This window comes from Shewanella sp. VK101, from assembly GCF_056497865.1.
The window spans coordinates 4,418,095-4,440,148 of the sequence record NZ_CM151402.1; the positions used below are offsets into that span (position 1 = coordinate 4,418,095).

Genomic DNA, 22,054 nt, shown 5'->3' on the forward strand with positions numbered 1-22,054 from the left:
GCGAGTTCTCGCTGCCGTTTTTGGTCACTGGCAGGCTCCGCCCTGGATGCATTGGTGTATAAAGCATCCCTTTAAAGCCTTGGGAAGCCTAATGCTGCTATCTGTACTGACTGTGCTTTGCTGGGGCGGCTGGTATTGGTACCAGCATTTACCCAAGCCCTATACCCTGCACTATACGCTCAAGGCGCCGCGGCTGACCGATTACCACCAGGCCAAACCTCAGGTCGCTCCCTTGACCCTGACCTTCAGTGGTTCGGTCGCACCTTTGGATGTCATAGGCAAACCCGTTTCCAAGGGCGTCAGTCTCAGCCCCCAACTCGCCGGGCAGTGGCGCTGGGCCAGTGACAAGCATCTGCAATTTATTCCGGATAACGACTGGCCGATTGCGGAAAAGTTCGCAGTCAGCCTAGATAAGAAGCAGCTGCTGGCAGACCATATCTTACTGGATAAATACCAGAGCGAATTCAGCACAGCCGCCTTCACGGCCACCATCTCTGAGGGGCGTCTGTACCAGGATCCGGCCCAGCCGAGTATTCAAAAGCTGGTCGCCACCCTGGCCTTCAGCCACCCGGTGGATACGGCTTCGGTCAAACCCCAACTGGCGATATTGCTGAGCCCCGGCTTGACCTACAGCGGCAATGGCGATACCGAAGTCACCTTCGACGACAAGCATCTGTTCGCTTACATACATTCTCCTGCGCTCGCCACGCCACTTGAGCAGAGCACTGTAACCCTGGAAGTCAGCAAAGGGATCCTGGCGGCCGGCGGCGGCAACAAGGCAGGCAAGAGCCAATGGCAAGTAGAGGTTCCCGGCCGTTATCAGCTGAGCTTTAAACAGGCTCAGGTCAACTTCGCCTACAACGACAAGGATGAACCCGAGCCGGTACTGACGATGGAAAGCTCACGTCCGGTCAACGACGAAGCGCTTCAAGGCAAGGTACATGCCTGGTTGCTGCCGGTGAAAAATCCCAAGGGAAGCCGTCACTGGTATCAGGAAAATGTCACCGAACAGATACTGGCCAAGGCCGACAAACTGACCTTGACCCAGATCCCCGGTGCCGAAGGCCTCAACCAGTTGCACAGCTTCAAGCTGAAAGCTCCGGTCGATCGCTACGTGGCGGTAATGGTGGATAAGGAAGTCGAAGGCCAAGGGGGTTATCTGTCCCGCGATGCCGTGCTGACTGTGCTGCGAATGCCGCAATACCCCAAGGCGCTCAACTTCCTCGGCGAAGGCTCCTTGCTGACTCTGGACGAAGATCAACGCCTCGGCTATCTGGCCCGTGGGGTGCAAAAGGTGCAGATTGAGGTCGCCCAGCTACTGCCGGACCAGCTCAATGCCCTGATAGATCAAAGCTCGGGCAGCTTTGCCGAGCCCTACCTCAACAACACAGATTTCGACCGTTTGGTTACCCGTCAGGTGTTCAAGCAACAGCTTGCCGGGCGCGATCCCAGCAAGACGCTCTACGGCAGCGTCGACCTCAAGCCCTTCTTCAAGGACAAGCGCGGCATCTTTGTGGTCAAACTGACTCCGGCCGATGAAAGAGACAGCCAAACCTTCGATTATTACCAAACCGAGGCCCACGATCTGCGCTTTGTGGTCGTGACAGATCTGGGCATACTCGCCAAACGCAGCCGTGATGGCAGCCAGGATCTGTTCGTGCAATCCCTCGGCAAGGGGACTCCGGTGGCCGGAGCCCGGGTGGCCGTCATCGGCCGCAACGGTTTGTCGGTAGCCGAGGCTTTGACCGATGAACGCGGTCATGCAAGCTTTGCCAAGCTTGGCGAGCTGCGCCGGGAAAAGACCCCACTCTACTATCGGGTCGAAAAGGATGGCGATCTCTCCTTCTTGCCGCTGGCTGATTGGCGTCGCCAGCTCAATCTGTCCCGTTTCGACACCGGCGGCAGCTACGAGAGCGACGATCCCGGCGCCCTGAGAGCCTACCTCTTCACCGACCGCGGGCTGTATCGCCCCGGTGAGACGGCTCATATCGCCACTTTGGTGCGGGGGCAAGACTGGAGTACCGCCCTGGGTGGCCTGCCGGTGAAAATGCAGATCACCGACCCCCGCGGGGTAACCGTGCTGGATCGCACCTTCAAACTCGATGGCAGCGGCTTTGACAGCCTGGACTTCAGCGCCGGCGAAACCGCGGTTGCCGGTGACTATCTCGCTACTCTGTCCCTCATCAAAGACAGATACCGCCTCACGCGTCTGGGGGATGTCACCTTCAAGGTGCGCGACTTCGAGCCGGATCGTATCAAGGTGCGAGTCTCTCTGGGCACCGACAAGCAATTTGAAGGCTGGCGCAAGCCGCAGCAACTCAAGGCCGAGGTCTTGGCCGAGCAACTCTTCGGCGGCCCGGCGAGCGATCGCCGAGTCAGCGGCGAGATGGTGCTGTCACCAACCGATATCAGCTTCAAAGCCTGGCCCGGCTACCGTTTTGGGGTATTGGGCAAGCTCAAGGAATCGTTCCGTGAAGACTTGAGCGAAACCACCACAGACGGCGAAGGCAAGGCCAGCCTGGACTTGGCGCTGGACCGCTTTGCCGGCAGCACTTACAAGCTGCACTTGCTAGCTCGGGTATTTGAAGCCGGTTCAGGCCACGGCGTCAGCGCCCAAGACCAGCTACTGGTATCCGATGCCGACTGGTTACTGGGCTACAAGAGCGATGGCGATCTGGACTTCATCAGCAAAGACGGCAAGCGTGTGCTCAACCTGCAAGCCGTTGGCCAGGACCTTCAAGGTGTAGCTACTGAGCTCAAAGTCGAGCGTATCGCCAGGCGCTGGGTGTCTGTGTTGGTGAAACAGAATGACGGCACCTATCGCTATGAATCGCGCCGCAAAGACAAACTGCTGGGCAGCACTGCCCTGAGTCTGGCTTCAAGCGGTGGCCAATTGGAACTCGACACCAGGGAGCCGGGTGACTACCGCCTGCGACTGCTGGATGAAAACGGCCGCCAGTTGAACCGGATAGATTACAGCGTTGCCGGCAGCGGCAACGCCAGTCGCACGTTGGAGCGCAACGCCGAGCTGGAACTGACGCTAAACAAGGCGGAATATCTGCCGGGTGAAAGCATTCAGGTAGCGATCCAGGCCCCTTACAGCGGCGCCGGACTCATCACCATAGAGAGAGACAAGGTTTACGCCTTCAAATGGTTCAAGGCCGACAGCACTCGTTCGTTGCAAAGCATTACCCTGCCGCAAGGCATTGAGGGCAATGCCTATATCAATGTGCAGTTCCTGCGGGCACCGGACTCGGAAGAAGTCTTTATGAGCCCGCTGTCCTATGCCGTGAAACCCTTTAAGGTGGATCTCGGTGAGCGGCGTCAAGCCATCGCCCTGAGCCTGCCGGAAAAGGTTAAACCCGGGACGCAACTGGATATCGACCTCAAGCTGCCAAGCAAAGCCAGAGTCGTGGTATTCGGGGTTGATGCCGGTATTTTGCAGGTGGCCCGTTATGAAGCGCCGGATCCACTGGCGCACTTCTTCGACAAGAAGGCTCTCAGCGTAGATTCGAGCCAAATTCTCGACCTGCTGCTGCCGGATCTCAAGGTGCTGATGCGCCAGGCTGCCCCCGGAGGTGACGCCGCCGCGCTGCTGGCAGCCAACCTCAACCCCTTCAAGCGCAAGCGCGCCAAGCCTGTGGTCTACTGGTCGGGTATTCGTGAGTTGGCCGCCGGAGAGCAGCGGCTGCAATATACTGTGCCCGACAGCTTCAACGGCAGTATCCGCTTCTTTGCCGTCAGTGCCACCGAAAGCGGCATAGGCACCAGCGAGGCCAGTGTCGCGGTCAAGGCGCCTGTGGTGATGAGTCCCAATGTGCCGGCTTTCCTGGCACCCGGCGACAGCGCCGATGTTACTGTGGGACTCTATAACACAGAAGCCGAGGCGCAGGATGTTACCCTGACCCTCAGCCTGAGCGGCGCCCTTCGTAGCGACTTGCAACCGCAGCAGTTTCATATCGAACCGGGCCGTGAGGCCACGGCGCACTTTACCGTCAAGGCAGGCGAAAATCTGGGTCAAGGGGAGCTTCACTGGAAGCTCTCCACCAGCGAAGGCGAGCTCAAGATCAGCGAGAGCATCTCGGTGCGGCCGTTAACGCCCCACCGTTTAACCCTGGCCACGGCTGTGCTGGACCGCTCTGAAGCCAAGCTCAAACTTGACCGTCAGCTGTTTACGCCGTTCAGCAAGGTGGAAGCCGCCCTCGGCAACAGTCCGATGGTGTGGGCTCAGGGGCTGAGCCACTATCTGGACAACTATCCTCACGCCTGTACCGAGCAGTTGGTATCCAAAGCCGTACCGGCGCTGCTGCTGGGCAAGCCCCAGGATAATCTCAATGACTTTAACCAACTCATTGGCCAGTTGCGTAGCCGCCAGAACAGCAGCGGCGGCTTCGGTCTCTGGGCCGCCAACCCGATAGTCGAGCCCATGGTAGCCTTGTATGTGGTAGACATGCTGCTGGACGCCAAGGCCCAGGGTTACCCCGTGCCCCAGGATCTACTGGACAAGGCCAACAGCTATCTATCGAGCGTGAGCTCCGGCCCCAGCAGCGGCCTGGATGAGCTGCGCGAGCGTGCCTATGGCGCGTATCTGCTGGCCCGCCAGGGCGTGCAGGTTAGCGGCGCCCTGGCCGACATCCGCGAGCGTTTGCAGCGCTACTACTCCAAGGATTGGCAAGCAGACATCGCCAGTGCCTGGCTGGCCGCCAGCTTTACCCTGATGCAGCAGCAACAGTTGGCCGAGCCGCTGTGGCAGGCGCAGAAGTGGCAGTTGCTTGAGGATAAGCCCCAGCGCCTCGGCCTCTACCTGGATCCCATGGTGCACGATGCCCAGCTGCTGACACTCATCGCCCGTCAGGCGCCACAGCGCCTGGATGACCTGCCGGAACAGTTGCTGCCGCGCATGGGTCAGTGGCTCAGCGAGCAGCGTTACAGCTCGCTGTCTGCCGGTACTCTGGTGCGGGCGCTGACCGCCCTGGATAACTCCCGCGGCGATCAGGGGCTGGCCATGCAAGCCTTGGTCGATAAAGCCTGGCAGGCACTGAGTCTACCCAAGGCCCAGCTGCCCCTCGGCAGTGAAGAGGTGAAGTACCAGAAAACCGGCAGCAATGATGCCTTCTATCTTCTCAGCCAGCAGGGATTTGACCAAAGCCCGGCCAAGCCTTTCAGCCAGGGGCTGGAGGTGAGCCGCGACTATCTGACCCTGGAGCAGCAACCTCTTGGCAAGGTCAAGGTCGGGGATGAATTCCTGGTCAGGCTGCGGCTGCGCGCCACAGATATGGACAAGTTGCAGCAGGTGGTTCTAATAGATCTGCTGCCCGGCGGCGTGGAGCCGGTTTATCGTGACAAGGATGATAGCTTCGACGGCTGGCAGCCGCCTGTGGGCATGGCTCAGCACAGCGACTGGTCGCCACAGTGGCTCAATGTACGTGAAGACCGCCTGGTGCTCTACGGTACCGCCTGGCGCAATGCCAAAACCTTTGTCTACAAGGTACGGGCCACCAATGTCGGCCAGTTCCAGGTGCCGCCCGCCTACGCCGAGGGGCTGTATGATCCCCTGGTTCAGGCTCAGGGCCCAAGTGGTGAGTTGGTGATCGAAGCGCCATGAAACGCCGCTATTTGTGCCTGCTGGCCCTGGCAGCCTTGCTGCTGGGGCTGAGACTCTGGCCGGCACAACCTTTTTCAAAGCTGGCGCCCAGCTCCCGCATGGTGTTGGCCGCCGATGGCAGTCTGCTGCGGCTGACGCTGGCCAGTGATGGCCAGTATCGGCTCTGGCAACCCCTGGAAGGGGTTTCAGACAACATGGTGCAAGCCATCTTGCTCAAGGAAGACCGCTATTTTTACTCCCACCCCGGCATCAACCCGGCGGCCACCGCCAGGGCGATAGTCGCCACCTATCTTAAGGATGATCGCCAAGGCGCTTCGACCCTGACCATGCAGCTGGCCCGGCGGGTTTACAACATCAACAGCCGCCAGGTTGCCGGGAAATTGCAGCAGATGCTGGCGGCGCTCTGGCTGGAGCTGCGTTACTCCAAGCATGATATTCTCGAGGCCTATCTCAATCTGGCGCCCATGGGCGGCAATATTGAAGGTGTTGGCGCTGCCAGCCGCATCTACTTTCATAAAGACGCCGGTGAACTTTCACTCAGTGAAGCCCTCAGCCTGGCGGTCATGCCGCAAAGCCCGGCACGGCGCGCCCGTTTCGGTGCCGACTTTCAGGATGCCCGCGACCGTCTGGCGTTGCTCTGGCAACAAAGCTATCGCAACGATCCTCGCAACAACGGCCTGTTGCCCCTCACTGCCATCGGCCATGATCGCACTGAGCTGCCATTTCTGGCGCCGCACTTCAGCCGCCGCCTGCTGCGGGATAATAGTGACACCCTAATTCACAGCACCCTGGACGTCAGCCTGCAGGCCTTGCTGGAGCGGCGCCTTGGGCTGTATATCGAAAGCCAGCGCCATCTGGGGGTCAAAAATGCCGCCGCAATCCTGGTGGACAGCCGCGATCAGAGCATCAAGGCCTGGATAGGCTCGGCAGACTTCTTCGATACCGATATCCAAGGCCAGGTGGACGGCGTCAGCGCCAGCCGCTCGCCGGGTTCAACCCTGAAGCCATTTCTGTTTGGCCTGGGCATAGATCAGGGGCTCATACACCCGCTGAGCATACTCAAGGATGCACCCACCGCCTTTGGCAGTTTCCAACCGGAGAACTTTGACCACAGATTTACCGGCCCCATCAGCGCCCACGATGCCCTGGTCAAGAGCCGCAATCTGCCGGCCGTGTGGCTGGCAGGACAAGTGAACCAACCCAATCTCTACGGCTTCCTGCGCCAGGCCGGCATTCAGGGGCTCAGGGGTGAAAGTCATTATGGTTTATCCCTGGCGCTGGGCGGCGGCGAGTTGACCATGGCGGAGCTGGCGCGGCTGTACCTGATGCTGGCGAGCCAGGGCCATGACTACCCGCTGCGGGATCAACAAAGCCAGCCCATCAGCCCGCAAGAAAAGAGCTTGCTGAGCCCGGCCGCCGCCTTTATGGTGCGGGACATACTCAAGGACAACCCCCGCGCCGACGGCTTGCCAGGCAGCAACTGGACAGTGGCCTGGAAAACAGGCACCTCCTGGGGGTATCGCGATGCCTGGAGCGCCGGTATCACAGGCCCCTATGTGTTGGTGGTTTGGGTGGGTAACTTCGACGCCACCCCCAACCCGGCCTTTGTCGGCGTGCGCACCGCCGGGCCCCTGTTCTTCGCCCTCAGCGATGCCTTGCAGGGCGCGCTGCCCGGCACGGCCGACATGGCCAACACGCCGCCGGATACGGTGAAAAAGGTGGCCTTCTGCGCCGCCTCCGGCGAACTGCCCAACCCTTGGTGCCCCAAGTTGGTCGATGGCTGGTATATCCCGGGAGTTTCCCCCATCAAGGTCTCCAACTTGCATCGCCCCGTGTGGCTGGATAACAAAACCGGCGCCGCCGTCTGCCCGCCCTACGATCCGGCAATTCACCACCAGGAGGTGTTTGCCTTCTGGCCGTCAGACTTGGCGGCCCTGTTCGAGCAGGCAGGTTTACCCCGCAGGAGGCCGCCGGAGCTTCCGGCCGCCTGCAGCCAAAGAGTCGCGGTTAGCTACACTGCCCCGCTTATCCGCTCCCCGTTGAAGGGCGTCACCTACAGCCTGCGCCAAAGTGTGGCGAATGAACACATCGCCCTCAAGGCCGACGCCGCCTCCGACAGCCAAATACTCTACTGGTTTGCCGGTAACAGCCTGCTCGGCCAGAGCCTGCCGGGCCAAACCCTGGAATGGCGCCCGCCCAGAGCAGGACGCTTCCAGTTATCGGTCAGCGACGACAAAGGCCGCAGCGCCAGCAGACTACTTCGAGTAGACATGCTGCCTTGAGCCGGGCCGCTATTTAGATCACCTCAGTTTCGGCCTCTTCAGCCCCACAAATGCAAGACGTTCGGATTTTGCTGGGGTTGTACAGTAAAGAAATACACTTTATCCCCGTGGGTGCGGGGAACACAGGAACCAACATTCCTCGGCTTTCCTAAAAGTCGGTTTATCCCCGTGGGTGTGGGGAACTCATAAAGCCCTGCTCTGAACTCTTCTTCGGTAACGGTTTATCCCCGTGGGTGCGGGGAACACAGCACACCTACAGCAGTGTTACGGCCGTAATACGGTTTATCCCCGTGGGTGCGGGGAACTCACGGTCGAAGACAAAAGAGCCCTTAAGCGGGGCGGTTTATCCCCGTGGGTGCGGGGAACTCTTTGCTTTTCAGGCATCCATCATTAGATGCCGCGGTTTATCCCCGTGGGTGCGGGGAACTCGTATATCTGTCAGACTGGTGACCAAACTTGCACGGTTTATCCCCGTGGGTGCGGGGAACTCTCGGCCACCTCGTTAACAGTTACGGTTCCGGCCGGTTTATCCCCGTGGGTGCGGGGAACTCGGCTACGATTTGCGATTTATTGCAAGCCTCAACGGTTTATCCCCGTGGGTGCGGGGAACTCTCTGACACATGCACCACCTGATAGTCAGGCGCACGGTTTATCCCCGTGGGTGCGGGGAACTCGCGCCACAACAAATCCATCATAAGACGCGATTCGGTTTATCCCCGTGGGTGCGGGGAACTCCCACGCCGCTGTATATTTTTTAACTCTGAGTGCGGTTTATCCCCGTGGGTGCGGGGAACTCGGCTTGTCAGGAACACGAATTACCCTGGGGGACGGTTTATCCCCGTGGGTGCGGGGAACTCTTGAACAGAGAACTGTCATTGAATTCATCAGCCGGTTTATCCCCGTGGGTGCGGGGAACTCCTGTTCAGCAATAGTTTCAGCACCCTGTTTTGCGGTTTATCCCCGTGGGTGCGGGGAACTCATTGCATCGCTATTCTTGCCGATTATCTCCATCGGTTTATCCCCGTGGGTGCGGGGAACTCCTCTAGTCCTCAAGACGGTCTGGGGTGAGGCCCGGTTTATCCCCGTGGGTGCGGGGAACTCGAGCGAGATGTTCGCGCCGGACTCAAACAGACCGGTTTATCCCCGTGGGTGCGGGGAACTCATACCGTAAAACCGGAACAGTGACCCGTTGGTCGGTTTATCCCCGTGGGTGCGGGGAACTCTTCACCTTCGCGGTCTGGTCACGTGCAATCATCGGTTTATCCCCGTGGGTGCGGGGAACTCATGAAGGCGCTTAGGAAACAGCTCAGTGTAAACGGTTTATCCCCGTGGGTGCGGGGAACTCAGCTAATTTACCCTGATAACTCGCGCCTAACCCGGTTTATCCCCGTGGGTGCGGGGAACTCGTATCCACTCCGGGCTCCCCATTAAGAAGAGACGGTTTATCCCCGTGGGTGCGGGGAACTCTCCATGCTGCCAGTCATGGTGACTAAGCTGGCCGGTTTATCCCCGTGGGTGCGGGGAACTCTTTATGAAAGTTATTGGCTGATAAATGATTTTCGGTTTATCCCCGTGGGTGCGGGGAACTCAAGTATGCATATCACCTGAGCTATACATAACACGGTTTATCCCCGTGGGTGCGGGGAACTCATTACCGATTGGCTCAGTAATGGCTGCTGCGGTGGTTTATCCCCGTGGGTGCGGGGAACTCGCCGCCGGTAACCTTCTTGTTGGACATGATTACGGTTTATCCCCGTGGGTGCGGGGAACTCGGTAATAGTTCTTCTGGTTTCGTACCTTCTGGGGGTTTATCCCCGTGGGTGCGGGGAACTCTAAGAACTGTTGCGTGTACTAGGTCCGGCTCACGGTTTATCCCCGTGGGTGCGGGGAACTCCACCAGCACGGCGCGTTGACCCTCGTCAACGTCGGTTTATCCCCGTGGGTGCGGGGAACTCCGCACAGCGACCCAGGCAAGGCCCCGGATCTTCGGTTTATCCCCGTGGGTGCGGGGAACTCTCGGCAAATCGGTGCAAAACGCGCTGCTTTGGCGGTTTATCCCCGTGGGTGCGGGGAACTCTGCTTGTCGTAGTTTTCGGGATAGTTGATAGCCGGTTTATCCCCGTGGGTGCGGGGAACTCGGGCTTTTACTTTTTTTGATGTTCACCGAGCGCGGTTTATCCCCGTGGGTGCGGGGAACTCATCACCTTCAAAGCCGCAACGTTGAAGCTCTGCGGTTTATCCCCGTGGGTGCGGGGAACTCTCAACTCCCTAAAAATCCTTATAAATCAATAGCGGTTTATCCCCGTGGGTGCGGGGAACTCCGCATTTATGGAGAATAGAAATTATCAGAACCCGGTTTATCCCCGTGGGTGCGGGGAACTCCAAAGAGTCCATTCTGGATCCAGTTCATAGCCGCGGTTTATCCCCGTGGGTGCGGGGAACTCTGGTTTGATCTGGCCAGCAACCCCTCTTTAAGCGGTTTATCCCCGTGGGTGCGGGGAACTCTTAGTAACCGATGGTAGCGAGTCAGCGCTAGGCGGTTTATCCCCGTGGGTGCGGGGAACTCCATCAAGGCCAAGCAACAAGGTGACCAGGTATCGGTTTATCCCCGTGGGTGCGGGGAACTCTCCCAGGCATCTTGATTGAAGTTTTTCAGCGCCGGTTTATCCCCGTGGGTGCGGGGAACTCTAGGAACCGCCCCGGTATCAGCCTGGCAATGTCGGTTTATCCCCGTGGGTGCGGGGAACTCTTCTGGCTGCCCTTGGTCAAGTAACCCAGCGCCGGTTTATCCCCGTGGGTGCGGGGAACTCCGCAAGTAAGGGGGCGACATGCTGAATAAAACCGGTTTATCCCCGTGGGTGCGGGGAACTCACTTTGGGCTAAGTGCCAACGAATCATCAAGACGGTTTATCCCCGTGGGTGCGGGGAACTCTTCCATGCTGCCAGTCATGGTAACTAGACTGGCGGTTTATCCCCGTGGGTGCGGGGAACTCGTCAAAAACCGTGCCAACTCCAAGCTTAATAACGGTTTATCCCCGTGGGTGCGGGGAACTCTATTAAGCCCGTTTTCATCATTCAACGACCCGCGGTTTATCCCCGTGGGTGCGGGGAACTCGCTGTGGCTGCGGAATGGACATAAGCGACCAGCGGTTTATCCCCGTGGGTGCGGGGAACTCTAAAACTATGTCGCTTGATTTAAATGATTTAGCGGTTTATCCCCGTGGGTGCGGGGAACTCTCTTGGTAAATACTATTGTTTTTTAAGCAATTTTTCACTTAAAAATATTCACCAACTTTTTAGGCTATTATTCCAAGTTGTTAAAGAGCAATATTTTGTTATTTTTCAGTTGGATAGAATGAGACCAGTCGCAGACCATCCAAATCCACCGGCATACGACGATTCTCACCCAAGGTTTGAAATTCAAATCCTGATTCTGTATTGGTGGCCCAGGCCATCACCACATTGCCTTCCTCTGCCAATTCACTGATTTGATACCAAATCATTTCCCTCACCTTGCGGGAGGTGTCACCCACATAAACCCCGGCACGCACCTCCAGTAACCAGATGGCCAAACGACCACGTAAGCGAGGCGGTACATTTTCGGTCACCACAACCAACAGACTCATAGTTACTGGCTCCTGTGTCCTTGTTCTCCCAACGGTTTCGGCTCTGGTATAGCAATGGGCTGGGCATCCTTTGGAGTTGGAGGCGGCTCAATTTCACCGGCTGCCAGTACCTCCTCGATAAGGGGGATCAAACGGTTAAGCACCTTATCGTTACGAAAAATTTCCCGGCAGGCGATGCGCACCTGCCGCTCTGGCTCGCGCGGATTTTGCTTGGCAATGGCAAAGGCTTTAGGCACTACGCTGTCAAACTTGATGATATCGGCTATGTCGTAAACAAATGAAAGTGGTTTACCACTGTGAATAAATCCGATTGCCGGTGCATATCCAGCCGCCAAAATCGCGGCCTCGGTAATACCATACAGGCAGGAGGTTGCTGCACTGATACATTGATTGACCTTATCACCGCGGTTCCAGTCTTTAGGATCATAACGGCGGCCGTGCCAAGGTACACCATACTGTTGCGCCAGCATTTTATAGGTAGCCTTTACCCGCCCGCCCTCAATACCGCGCAACTGTTCCACTGAGCGGCGGCTGGGTGCCGGTTCGCCAAAACGCAGTTCAAACATCTTGCGTACCACTTTTAAACGTAACTCTTCATCCAGGGCCAATTTGGCCTGATAAAGCAGCTTATCGGAACGCGCTCCTCCGGGTTGGCCACTGGCGTATAGCCTGACACCGGCTTCGCCCACCCATACCAACAGAGTGCCTACCGCGGCAGCTAGCTTAGCGGCCGCATGAGAAACGCGGGTGCCCGGCTCCAGCATGATGCAAGCCACTGAACCCACTGGGATATGGGTACGAATGCCGTTTTTATCCACCAGCACAAAAGCACCATCAATTACATCAATCTGCCCATATTGCAAAAAGATCATCGAGACTCTGTCTTTCATGGGGATGGGCTGCAGTGGAATAAACGGCATAACGTCTCCTTGTTATGAGTTATGAGATGACAGGTTTAATTAACATAAGCCCACATCCAAAGCCCTTTGCGGGGCCTATGCCTTGCGCCAGCAATTGCAAGAATTGTTGTGGCTCGTGCACGATTAACTCGCCTTGCAGATCAACACTGCGAAATTGCGCTTGCTTACCTTTTTCCGGAATAGGATGCGCCTGATAGGCTTGCCATTGAAACTGGCTAGCTTCAACCAGCTCATCGCTTTGTTCATCTTCCACCGGGTAGGACACCAGCGACATAATGCCTCGGCGGGACGGATTTTCCGTAAGCCAATGCTGCAGACGGACTGAGACAGCCTCTTGCAGCGCCAGCGTCAGCAACGACTCGCAGGTCAAACCTCTCACTGTGGCAAAGTAACGAGTTTGGCTCAAATAGCTCAACAGCCAATCATTTAACTGTGGTCGTATGGCTGCTTGTTTTAGCTGTTGCAACAACGCCCCTTTACTCGCCGCAGGTGTTAAGCCCAGTTCCTTGGCGATACGCTGATAAAAAGCAATTTGCTCATCCATCACCAAGTCGTGCCGTTTGCCTTTTTTGGTCACCACGGGATTGGCCCGCAACCGAAAAGCCAAGCGCGTGCCCGCCACCAAAACAGGTGCAAAGGGTTTGCTCACCACTGAAAAGAGTGGTGAGTCCAGTTTAGGTTGGGTTTGCGACAGGATAAAAAACAGCGGCCCATCTTCCAACGCCATATCTGGGCTATTTTGCTGCTTGGCGAGTTCCGTCCGATACAGAAAATCCCGTTGGGATTGCTCAAAGAGACCCCAAAGCAACTGGTGATAACCATAGCTGTTGCCAGCCAACACCTTCACCAACTGCGAACCGCGTAAAATGTCCGGACGGAAAGTCACTTTAGATAAGAACATCAGCTCTCCTCCGATAGATGTAGGTGATACACGCAGCGCGGTTCAAACTGCCAGCGCTGACGGCAGCGCAACTGATCGTGCAATACCAATTGCATCACTTGAGACTCCCAGTCGCCCTCGGCGTCATAGTCCTGCAGCTTACCTTCCCAAAAGTAATCTCTAGCATGAGTGTCACGAGGCAAATTCAATGCAACTAGGGGCTGATACTGACGAAATGCGTCGGCAACACCCTTTGCTTGAATAAGCTGAGGCTCCATAGGCGCCGCAAGCACACAGGCTTTACGCCCAAGATAAGGCACAAATACCGGCCGAGTAATGGCATCCATCAGTTGTTGCAGGCTATAGGGTGCATTGTCATTAGCTTTGAGTGCCACTAACGCACAGGCATCGGTACGGTATTCTCTTGTTGAAAGCACTGTGCCCAGCCTGTCTCTCCCCAAGATTAACTCGTCGCGGCGGGTTCGATATTGAAACTTCCCCACCTTATCCGGTGCCTGCACCGTATGATAATCCCGCAACAGCTGACCAGCCTGCACCTCTGTCGCCAGTTGGTAGTCACGATTCAGGGCTAAGTGTTGCGCTTCCTGCTCCCGCTTGAGCCCCAATGTTGCAGCCACCAACCCCATTACTGCCGCCTTGGTTGGGCCATAGTGGCTGTGACGGGATTCGCCGATGGCAATATCCCCCCAACTGGCCATTGGCCCATAGAGGCGCATGACTAAATATTCCATGCCGCCTCCGTTACTTATCTGCCCCGGCAACAAATGCGAGCAACTCGGCGAATGTGCCCTGTTCGTCATTCACATTCAGCTCGTAGCGCTTGGCGGCACAGGCTCCATAGGCTTTGTCAAACAGTTGATATTGGGCTTTAATGCGTGAAGTGGCCTCTTCGAGATAGTCAGCATCTTTCCACCCCCTTATCTCTATGGGCTTGAGAAAAGCACTGGCTAAAGATCTCGGCTGCTGCTCACCGATTTCAGTTAACACATAGCTGGCGTAGCTCTGCTGGGCAAAGCTGTTTTGTTTACCGGAAGGAGCCACTTTTACGGCAGCTTCTATCAATGCTGCCACAGCCTTATCAGCAAGCGCAGCATCACCGCCAAGGTTGTCGGCCAGCTGTTCACGATTAATGCAGATATAGCTGTAAAACAATCCAGCGGCAAAACCGGTTTCACCTATATGGGATGAACCCGAATCTTCGCGGCCATCGTTGAGGTCGTCCACCGCGGTGAAGTAATCATCTTCAATCACCACAGGGTGAACGCTTAAGGCATGGGCCACCTGACAAGCGGCTTCAATATTAAACTCGGGTTTAGACGCCAACATGCGGCCAAACATAGCGATATCCACGGCGCTGGTATTATGACGCAGCAATGCCAGTTCTTCCTTGAGCGGTGCACGTTGTTCGGCAATCAAAGTTTCCACCAAGGCATCTATCGCTGCCAATTCGTCACCGCTGACGTGTACCAGCTGTTCAATTTCGAGTTCTATCAATGGCTTGTCTTTATTGGCCTTTTTCAATTTGCCAAACACTTCGGCAATGGCGCAGCTCCATTCGATAGCACTTTTTTCTTTCACGCCAGCAGCCAGCAACTTATCAAAAACCTTGGCGCCCAGCATTTTGGTGCGAACCCCAAGATGCCCCGCCAGGGCACTCTGGAATAACTCTGAAGTACGCCAGTGGCGCTTCAAACTCTGGGACGACACTCGTAAACGCTCGACCCCACCCATTTTGGCGGTCTTGGGTCTGCCTTGGTCATCACGATTTAAGTTAGCGGGTGGATAGCTGGTCAACATGTGTACCTGAATAAAACGACTCATCATTTTTTCCTTAAAATTCACCATAAAATTGAAGGTTAAGCGGCGTAATAATCCCGCGCCCATTTAACGGCTAAACGATTCACAGGGTTACGTTCAGGCCCCTGATAAAACTCCCGATACCACTGCAAAATATCCGCTGTCAGCGACAATAAATTCACCTTGCCATCGAGCAGACGAACAGCGCGCAGCAAGCGCCGATAAAACTCCTCGGGAGTACGGCTTTTCAGCAACTGTTTGAAGCGCATTTCACTCATAAGCGGGCGTTCTTCGTGGCCTTTCAGTTGGCGGGCAAAACTGCGGCCAACGTCATCTGTTTTAACCCAGGGCAGAATGGCAGCAACCAGAGCACTCGCCATCAGCTGTTGCTCAGTGCGCCAGGAGGCCGGCACCCATTGCAAAAAGTGGGCGAAAGCCTCTGTCATCAGCACTTCTTCCGGTTTATCGACTCGGCGCAATTGCGCCCGCATGCCACGTTGTTCATCGAGAGAGGTATGCCAGCGCCTAAGCGCCGTGCCATCCGCTCCTTGTAACCCATGTTCCTGCAACCCATAGTTTTCGCTCATCAGACGGCCTCCTTGGTTGTGGATTTGCTCGGTTTAATGACTTTAATTTGCTTATTGGTATTAAAACTTTTAAAGAGGGATGCCCTCGCCTGCATAACCCGTTTCAGGTCGAGATCTTCCGGGGTGGCATTTAAGGTAAATTGATCAAACACCCTTGCCAGCGTGCGCTGCAGCTGTTGATGCCAGACATGAAAAATCTCGGAGCGTTGAAAACTTTGCCCCTGAACCGCAACGAGGCAATCATTCAACAAGTTGTAAAAGTGAGCGGATGTGCTGTGATAAAACTCGGCATCGATAAAGCTAATGTCACCGGATACATCCTGGGGACGCCGATACCAGGCTTGCTTAACATGATGACGTAACAGCTTGGCAGATTCGCGGGCAGCATTGACCAGGTATTGCACCAACTCCTGCACCTGAGTGGTGTGCTCGCTCGCCAACTGCAATACCGGCATCGTCTGTTCGTACCAACAGCGGGCTTTCATGTTGTCCATATCATAGCCAAAGCACCACAGCTGCAGTTGCTGCTTGCTACTCAGGGCATAGGTTTTGTGTTCATAGAAGTCCTGCACCACTTTGGCCGCCTGGTCGCCGTTGTCGCTGTCGGCCAGCGTCAGCCCCAGCCAGTGGCGATAACCCAGGCCCCCTTTTTGTCCCTTTAATGACAAGGGGATTTTTTCCTTCTTGGGGTCGACTCGATAGGGCGTCAATGGATGCATCCAAGCCCCATCATAGTTCACCCCATAGTTACGGGTGATAAACTGAGTGACACCAATCTGGCTATTCTGGCCACAAAGATCGCACTGGCAGGCCATCTCGGTTGATCGCAGGCGAATACGACGCGGCATGCCCCAATACATTTGCAAGGCGTGCACATCCTGCGGAAAAGTCGCCGTGCCGCCCTTGCCCGAAAGCCGGGTTGGCCCCAACCAAGGGAAAATATCGGCGGATAACGGCTCAAGCGGCGGCTTAAACCCGGTTGAAGTATCCAGCACATTCAACCATAGCTTTTGCCACAGACTCGATGGCTCAACCGGACGCAGCAGCGTAGTCAATGGCCCGCCGCCCCGCAACCCAACCCTATGGCCAACCCCGCCGGAAGGGGCATTGGTTTGCAGGGTAAACAATGCCTGGGCCGCACAGGCAGGACAAAGCTGCTTGATTAGGCCGCCTTTAACAAAGAAGTCGAGATTGTCTTTAATGGTTTTACCGCCCGGAGCCTCGATTAACAGCCCGGCAATCTCCTTCGCTTCGCCTTCTGCCAGACCCAAGTCCTGCAAGAAGGCCGCTTGAGCGGTTTCACTGAAAAGCTCAAACGCCGGCGCCAGCTGACTAAAACGAGCCTTTAACTGCTCAGCATCCGGCGCACCTTCGTACCTATCACTCCAGTCTTCCGCATCTTGCGGGGCCACCACTGTCTGCAGCAAACCAATCAAGAATTGATAGAGTGCGCCTTGAAAATCTGGCCGCACTGCGGCGAGTTCCACCACGGGATTATCCGTTTCGGCTAGCTGCCAAGGTGCAATTTGGCAGGTTGAGCCATCGGCCCGAATCGCCGGGATCCAGGCGTCATTGATTAGATTCATATAGCTTCTCCTTTTTGCCCCACCCAGCCCAGCTTGGCGGAATAAAATGTTTGCCACTGCTGAGCCAGCGGGAACAACTGATGCCACTTCAAGGCAGGGGTTGCGGCCTGCAGGGCTTGCAGTTGCGCCTTAATATCAGCCGAGAGGGCCGCATCGGCTTCGACCCATTGCTTTTCTCTCAGGGTTAATTGACTAAGATCCCAAGCAAATTCATGCTCTTGAGCATACGGTTGCCATTGGCCCTGTTCATCTTTGCCCACTAATACCACTGATAGGGTCTTATCGCTGAGGCGGGTGGGCACATTGAGCTCTTCCCCCCAACCTGTCTCGTTACTCGACTGACTGTACCCTTGCTCTATGTTCAACAAGTTGGCATTGGCAATGCTGATGGCAGCCTTATGCTCCCCCAAGGCTTGATAACTACTGTCGAGTAAGGCTTCTGGAGCATCGAGAGGGGTATCCATGTCATAGGCGGTCTCAATCAAGTCACGGGCATCTTCAGGCATGCAATAAGCCGGTTTGCCAAACAGCAAATAAGCAGAACGCCACAACAAAGCCAAATCTTGGTATACGGCGCGACTGCCGCTGCGCTTGGGCAGCCAATCCGCTTCGGCATCCAGAGTCGGCTCCGGGCTGACCACGTAGAGGCAAGGTGTACCACGCCGATCAGCAGAGGCATCTGTAATGGGGTCGCCATTGGCAAGGCGACGATGCCGATGTAAGCGCCCGGCTCGCTGCAGCATTAAATCGATTGGAGCCAGGTCGGATATCATCAGATCAAAATCCAGATCCAGGCTCTGCTCAACCACCTGAGTGGCGATTAGCACTCGTCCGGCACGAGTCGCCGCATTGCTTTCCTTGCCAAAGTCGGCGAGTACTTGCTGTTCAATCCTTTGCCTGTCCACCATGGCAAAGCGACTATGAAATAGAGTCAGCCGTTCCGCGTCAAAGCCGCAGTTGTGCAACATTTCATAGGCCGCACGGGCTTCATCTACGGTATTACGCACCCAGCAGACACACTCTTGCCTGGCACAACTTTGTTTTATCAGTGTCAATGCCTGCTGATCATCTGCCAACCTGGAGACATTCACGGTGCGGCACACTTGGGCACGAGTAGCCAAGGGGTATTCATGGCAGGAAACGGCTGGAAACTGGGTCGCAAGAGGATAGTCACTGCACGTTAACTCCAGAGACGGTTGCGCCAAACCTTCGGCATAAGCCTTGAGCAAGGTGGTTTTCATCGCCTGGGGCAAGGTTGCCGATAACAAGATTGCGCTGCCCCCCTGGCTGGCATGCAGTTTTAGGAGTCTTGCCAGCAATGTTTGCATATAGGCATCGTAAGCATGGACTTCATCCACCAACAACACCTTGCCGGACAGCCCCAGTAAACGCAGTGATTGATGACGGGCGGGTAAGACACTCATCAATGCTTGGTCCAGCGTGCCCACCCCAACATTGGCCAACAAGGCCTTCTTGCGGCTATCGGCCAACCACTGGTTGCAATAGGCCGATGCCGAGAGTTCCTGATTTTGATAACTGAGATCCTTGGGCTGTTCCGGTAACATAACCGATTGACGAAACAGGCTCGATAGGTGACGGGCCCCATGGGACAGCACCAGCGAAGGGCGACTATCGGGATTAAACAATGCCTGATAACAAGCCGCCAACCTTTGATACATGGCATTGGCTGTCGCCATAGTCGGTAAACCAACATACAAGCCAGATGCCAAACCTTGGGTCAACATTCTGTGTACCAAGGTGAGCGCAGCTTCTGTCTTACCGGCACCGGTGACATCTTCCAGGATGAACAGCTGCGGGGAATCACTGAGCGCTTGGTCGACAGCATATTGCTGCAAGGGAGTCGGGGTTTGAATAAAGGGGAACAGTTGCTGAATCGAATTGAATGGATTGGCAGCCAGGGGCGCTAACTGCGCCTGTGCTATTGCTTCAGCAGCCTGCTTTCGGGCCTGTTGGTAATAGTCACTCAGGGAGATAACACGACTCTGATAAGGAAAGAAATGCTGATTTGACCCCTGCCAATCTGCCACAACGGCCAGTCCCGCCAATTGCCAGGAACACTGCTGCAACCGAGCGCGCAATCCCTTATCAAACAGCAGCCCGACCTCGTCCGGAGTAAGCCAAAAGGCCAGCATCTCTTTTACAAAACTAGCGGCGGCGGCAATATCATCTGTGCTAAAAAACTGCGGCAGTGATTTAGGCCGCGCTTTCGGTGGCTGTCCATGGTGACCCATCACTATCTGCAACCAACAGCTGAATGTAGTGCTAATAGCTACTTTTCGCGCCGGGAGTTCGGCTTGATTGGCAAACACCTCAATAACATCATCAGCCCCCTTGACCAACCAAAAGCCCAAGGAATCATGCCGCTCTGTATACTGATAATCGAATAGCGACTCGGTTAACTGTTCAGACAGATGGGGAACCAGGTTTTGAAAAGCCCGGGCGAATTTACCGAGATCATGAATACTAAGTAAAAAAGCAAACAAGCGTTGTAACTGTTGCTGAGATATTTGCAACTGCTTTGCGAGGCGTTTGCCAAAGTCATATTTTTCAGACATCAGGCACCAACCACAAGCGGCTACATCCAAGGCGTGATAAGCCAACAAATGGTACTCATCTCCGGAGCGATCGACACCTTTTTGTGCCTTGCCCCAATAACGGTAATAGTATTCTGTCATGCCATTCGTGTCCGTTCCCTACTCTTGGGCTTAGCTTTGACTAAACCCAACACACTGACAATCCTGTAAATTCTTACAGGTTAACTGAGTTTACCTTGGCTTAAACCATGCCGGTCCTAGCTATTGAATAACCACTGCTTGATGTCATTTCGGTTTACCAGCACCAACTGCTGAGCCTCAGGAGTGCCATCCAGATACTTGGTATTGACCTGCATCTCCCTGAGCAGGTAATCCACCAAGGCTGCCCGGCACTGAATAATGAGTTGTCCCCCTTCCATCTGATAATCCTTGGCCAACACCTGTTGTTGCTGGGCTGTCAGGCGGGGATCCGGAGCCAGAATTACCGCCAGCATGGTCTGCCAGGCCGCGTCATCTTTTACAGTTTGATGAGCGATGCCCTCCACAACAGGAATTCCCCGAAAGCGGCTCAGAACAAGATCGCGAAAAGCCGCTGACTTTTCGCAGTAGCCCCGAACATGGTAGCGGCTGCCGGCCTTGACTAAGGTATGAGGGGTAAAAATTCGGCCTTCATCTTCGGGATTGGACAGAGAGACATATTCCACCTCAAGCCTGAGGTTTTGCTCGATGGCATTAATCAAACCGGCGAGGACATGGCGGCAAATGTTGCGTTCCGGCAATGCCATTCGGGTGGCACAGGAGCCATTCAAGGGGCGGGGCTGAGCAAAGTAACCTGTCTCGTACCAGAGGAAAAAATCATCCAGGGAAGCAGATGAGTAGCTGAGACTGGCATGCTCCGCAAACCCGAAACAGGCCTTATCAAGCTTTATTAAAGCGCCGGGGTGCAATTCCCGGTATTTGGCCAAATCTTTGTGGGCTTGCTGACGGGTAATGGCAAATTGGTGTTCGATATCTTTATTGCGGACGCTCCCTTTCCAAAAGGCCAACATCTCGAGAAAAGCAAATCGCTCTATCGGCAACTTACAATTGCTCACCTTACCCTCCATGGACATTTAACTGTCGTCACCTGAACATAAATTCAGTCTGCCATAGCCCCATGTCAACGAGTAGGTCTGAAGGCGAAATATTCGACACTCATCATACCGTATAAAAGACTGTAAGCTGAATGCCTTAGAAAGGTGAGAACAAATCCCTTGCATACTCTGCGTTGGCCTATAGGCTTGGATGCATGGTGTGATTCGCAGCAACTCACCAAGCAGTTACGGCCCTGAGCCGCTATCCACTCCAATTGCAAAATGTGATTAACCAAGCAAAACGGTCAAGTTTTAGTGGCCTAAGCTTGGCTAAAATTAAAGATGCTTTTATTATGCATGTAAATTGATAATACAGAGAGCATCCTATGTCAGCGCAAATCTCCCTCGAACGCAGAGTCGGCGAACTGGTCGCCGAAGACTTCCGTAACGCCCATGTTTTCAGCCGTTTTGGTATCGACTTTTGCTGTGGCGGTGGCCGTTCACTGGCATCGGCCTGCGAGCGAGCCGGCGCCGAGCCCACCGAGGTGTTGCACGCCCTGAGCCAACTGGCCGCAGAGGGCACGCCGGACGATGCCTTGGCCAAATTGCCACTTGGTGAGCTTATCGACCATATCGAAGCGACCCACCACAAGTACATACGCGATACCGCACCGCTGCTGCTGGAATATGCCCAGAAGATGGTGCGAGCCCACGGTGAGCATTATGAAGAGATCAAACCCTTGGCCGGTTGGATCCGCGCCCTGATGGATGACCTCTTGCCCCACCTGCAAAAAGAGGAACAGATACTGTTTCCGGCCATTCGTGCCCTGAGTCAAGGGCAAGAGTTCAACGCCTGTTTCGGCCATATAGGCAATCCTATCCGGGCAATGGAATATGAGCATGATGAGGCAGGGCAAATTCTGGCCAAGCTGCAGCAGTTGACCAATCACTACCAGGCCCCTGAGCATGCCTGCACTACCTGGCGGGTATGTTATGCCACCCTGGCCGAGTTTGAAGCCGATCTGCACCGCCACATCCACCTGGAAAATAACCTCTTGTTTCCCAAAGCCCTGGCACTGGTGAACTGAGGGCTGTTCAAATCCCGGAGGACTTGCTACAACT

General features: G+C 55.6%; 12 protein-coding genes and 1 CRISPR repeat array. Of the genes, 3 read left to right on the plus strand and 9 right to left on the minus strand.

Annotated elements, in window-relative coordinates; translation table 11 throughout:
• Positions 1-91 precede the first annotated feature (91 nt).
• Positions 92-5,605 carry an alpha-2-macroglobulin family protein gene (locus ACSHSR_RS19710; RefSeq protein WP_479631063.1) on the plus strand — a complete coding sequence of 1,838 codons (5,514 nt, stop codon included), beginning with the start codon at positions 92-94 and terminating at the stop codon, positions 5,603-5,605.
• Positions 5,602-7,887, plus strand: a complete 2,286-nt coding sequence (gene pbpC / locus ACSHSR_RS19715) for a penicillin-binding protein 1C (protein ID WP_479631064.1) — start codon at positions 5,602-5,604, stop codon at positions 7,885-7,887. The genes ACSHSR_RS19710 and pbpC overlap by 4 nt, the downstream gene beginning before the upstream one ends.
• A 95-nt stretch (positions 7,888-7,982) precedes the next feature.
• A CRISPR array of direct repeats spans positions 7,983-11,124; the repeat unit is 29 nt; unit sequence CGGTTTATCCCCGTGGGTGCGGGGAACTC.
• 98 nt (positions 11,125-11,222) lie between these two features.
• Here the strand turns inward: pbpC and cas2e are convergent.
• The 9 genes from cas2e to ACSHSR_RS19760 form a co-directional block, all read right to left on the minus strand.
• On the minus strand, positions 11,223-11,513 hold the full coding sequence (gene cas2e / locus ACSHSR_RS19720) for a type I-E CRISPR-associated endoribonuclease Cas2e (RefSeq protein ID WP_039034047.1): 291 nt from the start codon (positions 11,511-11,513) through the stop codon (positions 11,223-11,225).
• A gap of 2 nt (positions 11,514-11,515) precedes the next feature.
• On the minus strand, positions 11,516-12,433 hold the full coding sequence (cas1e, locus tag ACSHSR_RS19725) for a type I-E CRISPR-associated endonuclease Cas1e (RefSeq protein ID WP_101054639.1): 918 nt from the start codon (positions 12,431-12,433) through the stop codon (positions 11,516-11,518).
• Positions 12,434-12,452: 19 nt separating this feature from the next.
• Positions 12,453-13,334: a type I-E CRISPR-associated protein Cas6/Cse3/CasE gene (cas6e, locus tag ACSHSR_RS19730; protein ID WP_479631065.1), complete on the minus strand. Its 882-nt coding sequence runs from the start codon at positions 13,332-13,334 to the stop codon at positions 12,453-12,455.
• Positions 13,334-14,065, minus strand: a complete 732-nt coding sequence (gene cas5e, locus ACSHSR_RS19735) for a type I-E CRISPR-associated protein Cas5/CasD (protein ID WP_479631066.1) — start codon at positions 14,063-14,065, stop codon at positions 13,334-13,336. The genes cas6e and cas5e overlap by 1 nt, the downstream gene beginning before the upstream one ends.
• Before the next feature lie 10 nt (positions 14,066-14,075).
• On the minus strand, positions 14,076-15,158 hold the full coding sequence (cas7e, locus tag ACSHSR_RS19740) for a type I-E CRISPR-associated protein Cas7/Cse4/CasC (RefSeq protein WP_234521796.1): 1,083 nt from the start codon (positions 15,156-15,158) through the stop codon (positions 14,076-14,078).
• A 32-nt stretch (positions 15,159-15,190) separates the two neighbouring features.
• Positions 15,191-15,718, minus strand: a complete 528-nt coding sequence (gene casB, locus ACSHSR_RS19745; protein WP_208193547.1) for a type I-E CRISPR-associated protein Cse2/CasB — start codon at positions 15,716-15,718, stop codon at positions 15,191-15,193.
• Positions 15,718-17,304: a type I-E CRISPR-associated protein Cse1/CasA gene (gene casA / locus ACSHSR_RS19750; RefSeq protein WP_479631067.1), complete on the minus strand. Its 1,587-nt coding sequence runs from the start codon at positions 17,302-17,304 to the stop codon at positions 15,718-15,720. Before casA ends, casB begins: the two co-directional genes overlap by 1 nt.
• Positions 17,301-20,000 (minus strand): CRISPR-associated helicase Cas3', encoded by a 2,700-nt coding sequence (cas3, locus tag ACSHSR_RS19755; protein WP_479631068.1) that lies wholly within the window; start codon positions 19,998-20,000, stop codon positions 17,301-17,303. The genes casA and cas3 overlap by 4 nt, the downstream gene beginning before the upstream one ends.
• 116 nt (positions 20,001-20,116) lie before the next feature.
• Positions 20,117-20,953: a BrxR family transcriptional regulator gene (locus tag ACSHSR_RS19760; protein ID WP_479631069.1), complete on the minus strand. Its 837-nt coding sequence runs from the start codon at positions 20,951-20,953 to the stop codon at positions 20,117-20,119.
• A gap of 365 nt (positions 20,954-21,318) precedes the next feature.
• Here ACSHSR_RS19760 and ric point away from each other — a divergent pair, with 365 nt between their 5' ends.
• Positions 21,319-22,020: an iron-sulfur cluster repair di-iron protein gene (gene ric / locus ACSHSR_RS19765; protein WP_221055537.1), complete on the plus strand. Its 702-nt coding sequence runs from the start codon at positions 21,319-21,321 to the stop codon at positions 22,018-22,020.
• Positions 22,021-22,054 lie beyond the last annotated feature (34 nt).

Excerpts from the sequence above, each read along its gene's own strand:
- cas6e (WP_479631065.1), bottom strand. The coding sequence starts at position 13,334 with ATGTTCTTATCTAAAGTGACTTTCCGTCCGGACATTTTACGCGGTTCG.
- cas7e (WP_234521796.1), bottom strand. The coding sequence starts at position 15,158 with ATGATGAGTCGTTTTATTCAGGTACACATGTTGACCAGCTATCCACCC.
- ACSHSR_RS19710 (WP_479631063.1), top strand. The coding sequence starts at position 92 with ATGCTGCTATCTGTACTGACTGTGCTTTGCTGGGGCGGCTGGTATTGG.
- casA (WP_479631067.1), bottom strand. The coding sequence starts at position 17,304 with ATGAATCTAATCAATGACGCCTGGATCCCGGCGATTCGGGCCGATGGC.
- ric (WP_221055537.1), top strand. The coding sequence starts at position 21,319 with ATGTCAGCGCAAATCTCCCTCGAACGCAGAGTCGGCGAACTGGTCGCC.
- cas3 (WP_479631068.1), bottom strand. The coding sequence starts at position 20,000 with ATGACAGAATACTATTACCGTTATTGGGGCAAGGCACAAAAAGGTGTC.
- casB (WP_208193547.1), bottom strand. The coding sequence starts at position 15,718 with ATGAGCGAAAACTATGGGTTGCAGGAACATGGGTTACAAGGAGCGGAT.
- pbpC (WP_479631064.1), top strand. The coding sequence starts at position 5,602 with ATGAAACGCCGCTATTTGTGCCTGCTGGCCCTGGCAGCCTTGCTGCTG.
- cas5e (WP_479631066.1), bottom strand. The coding sequence starts at position 14,065 with ATGGAATATTTAGTCATGCGCCTCTATGGGCCAATGGCCAGTTGGGGG.
- cas2e (WP_039034047.1), bottom strand. The coding sequence starts at position 11,513 with ATGAGTCTGTTGGTTGTGGTGACCGAAAATGTACCGCCTCGCTTACGT.
- cas1e (WP_101054639.1), bottom strand. The coding sequence starts at position 12,433 with ATGCCGTTTATTCCACTGCAGCCCATCCCCATGAAAGACAGAGTCTCG.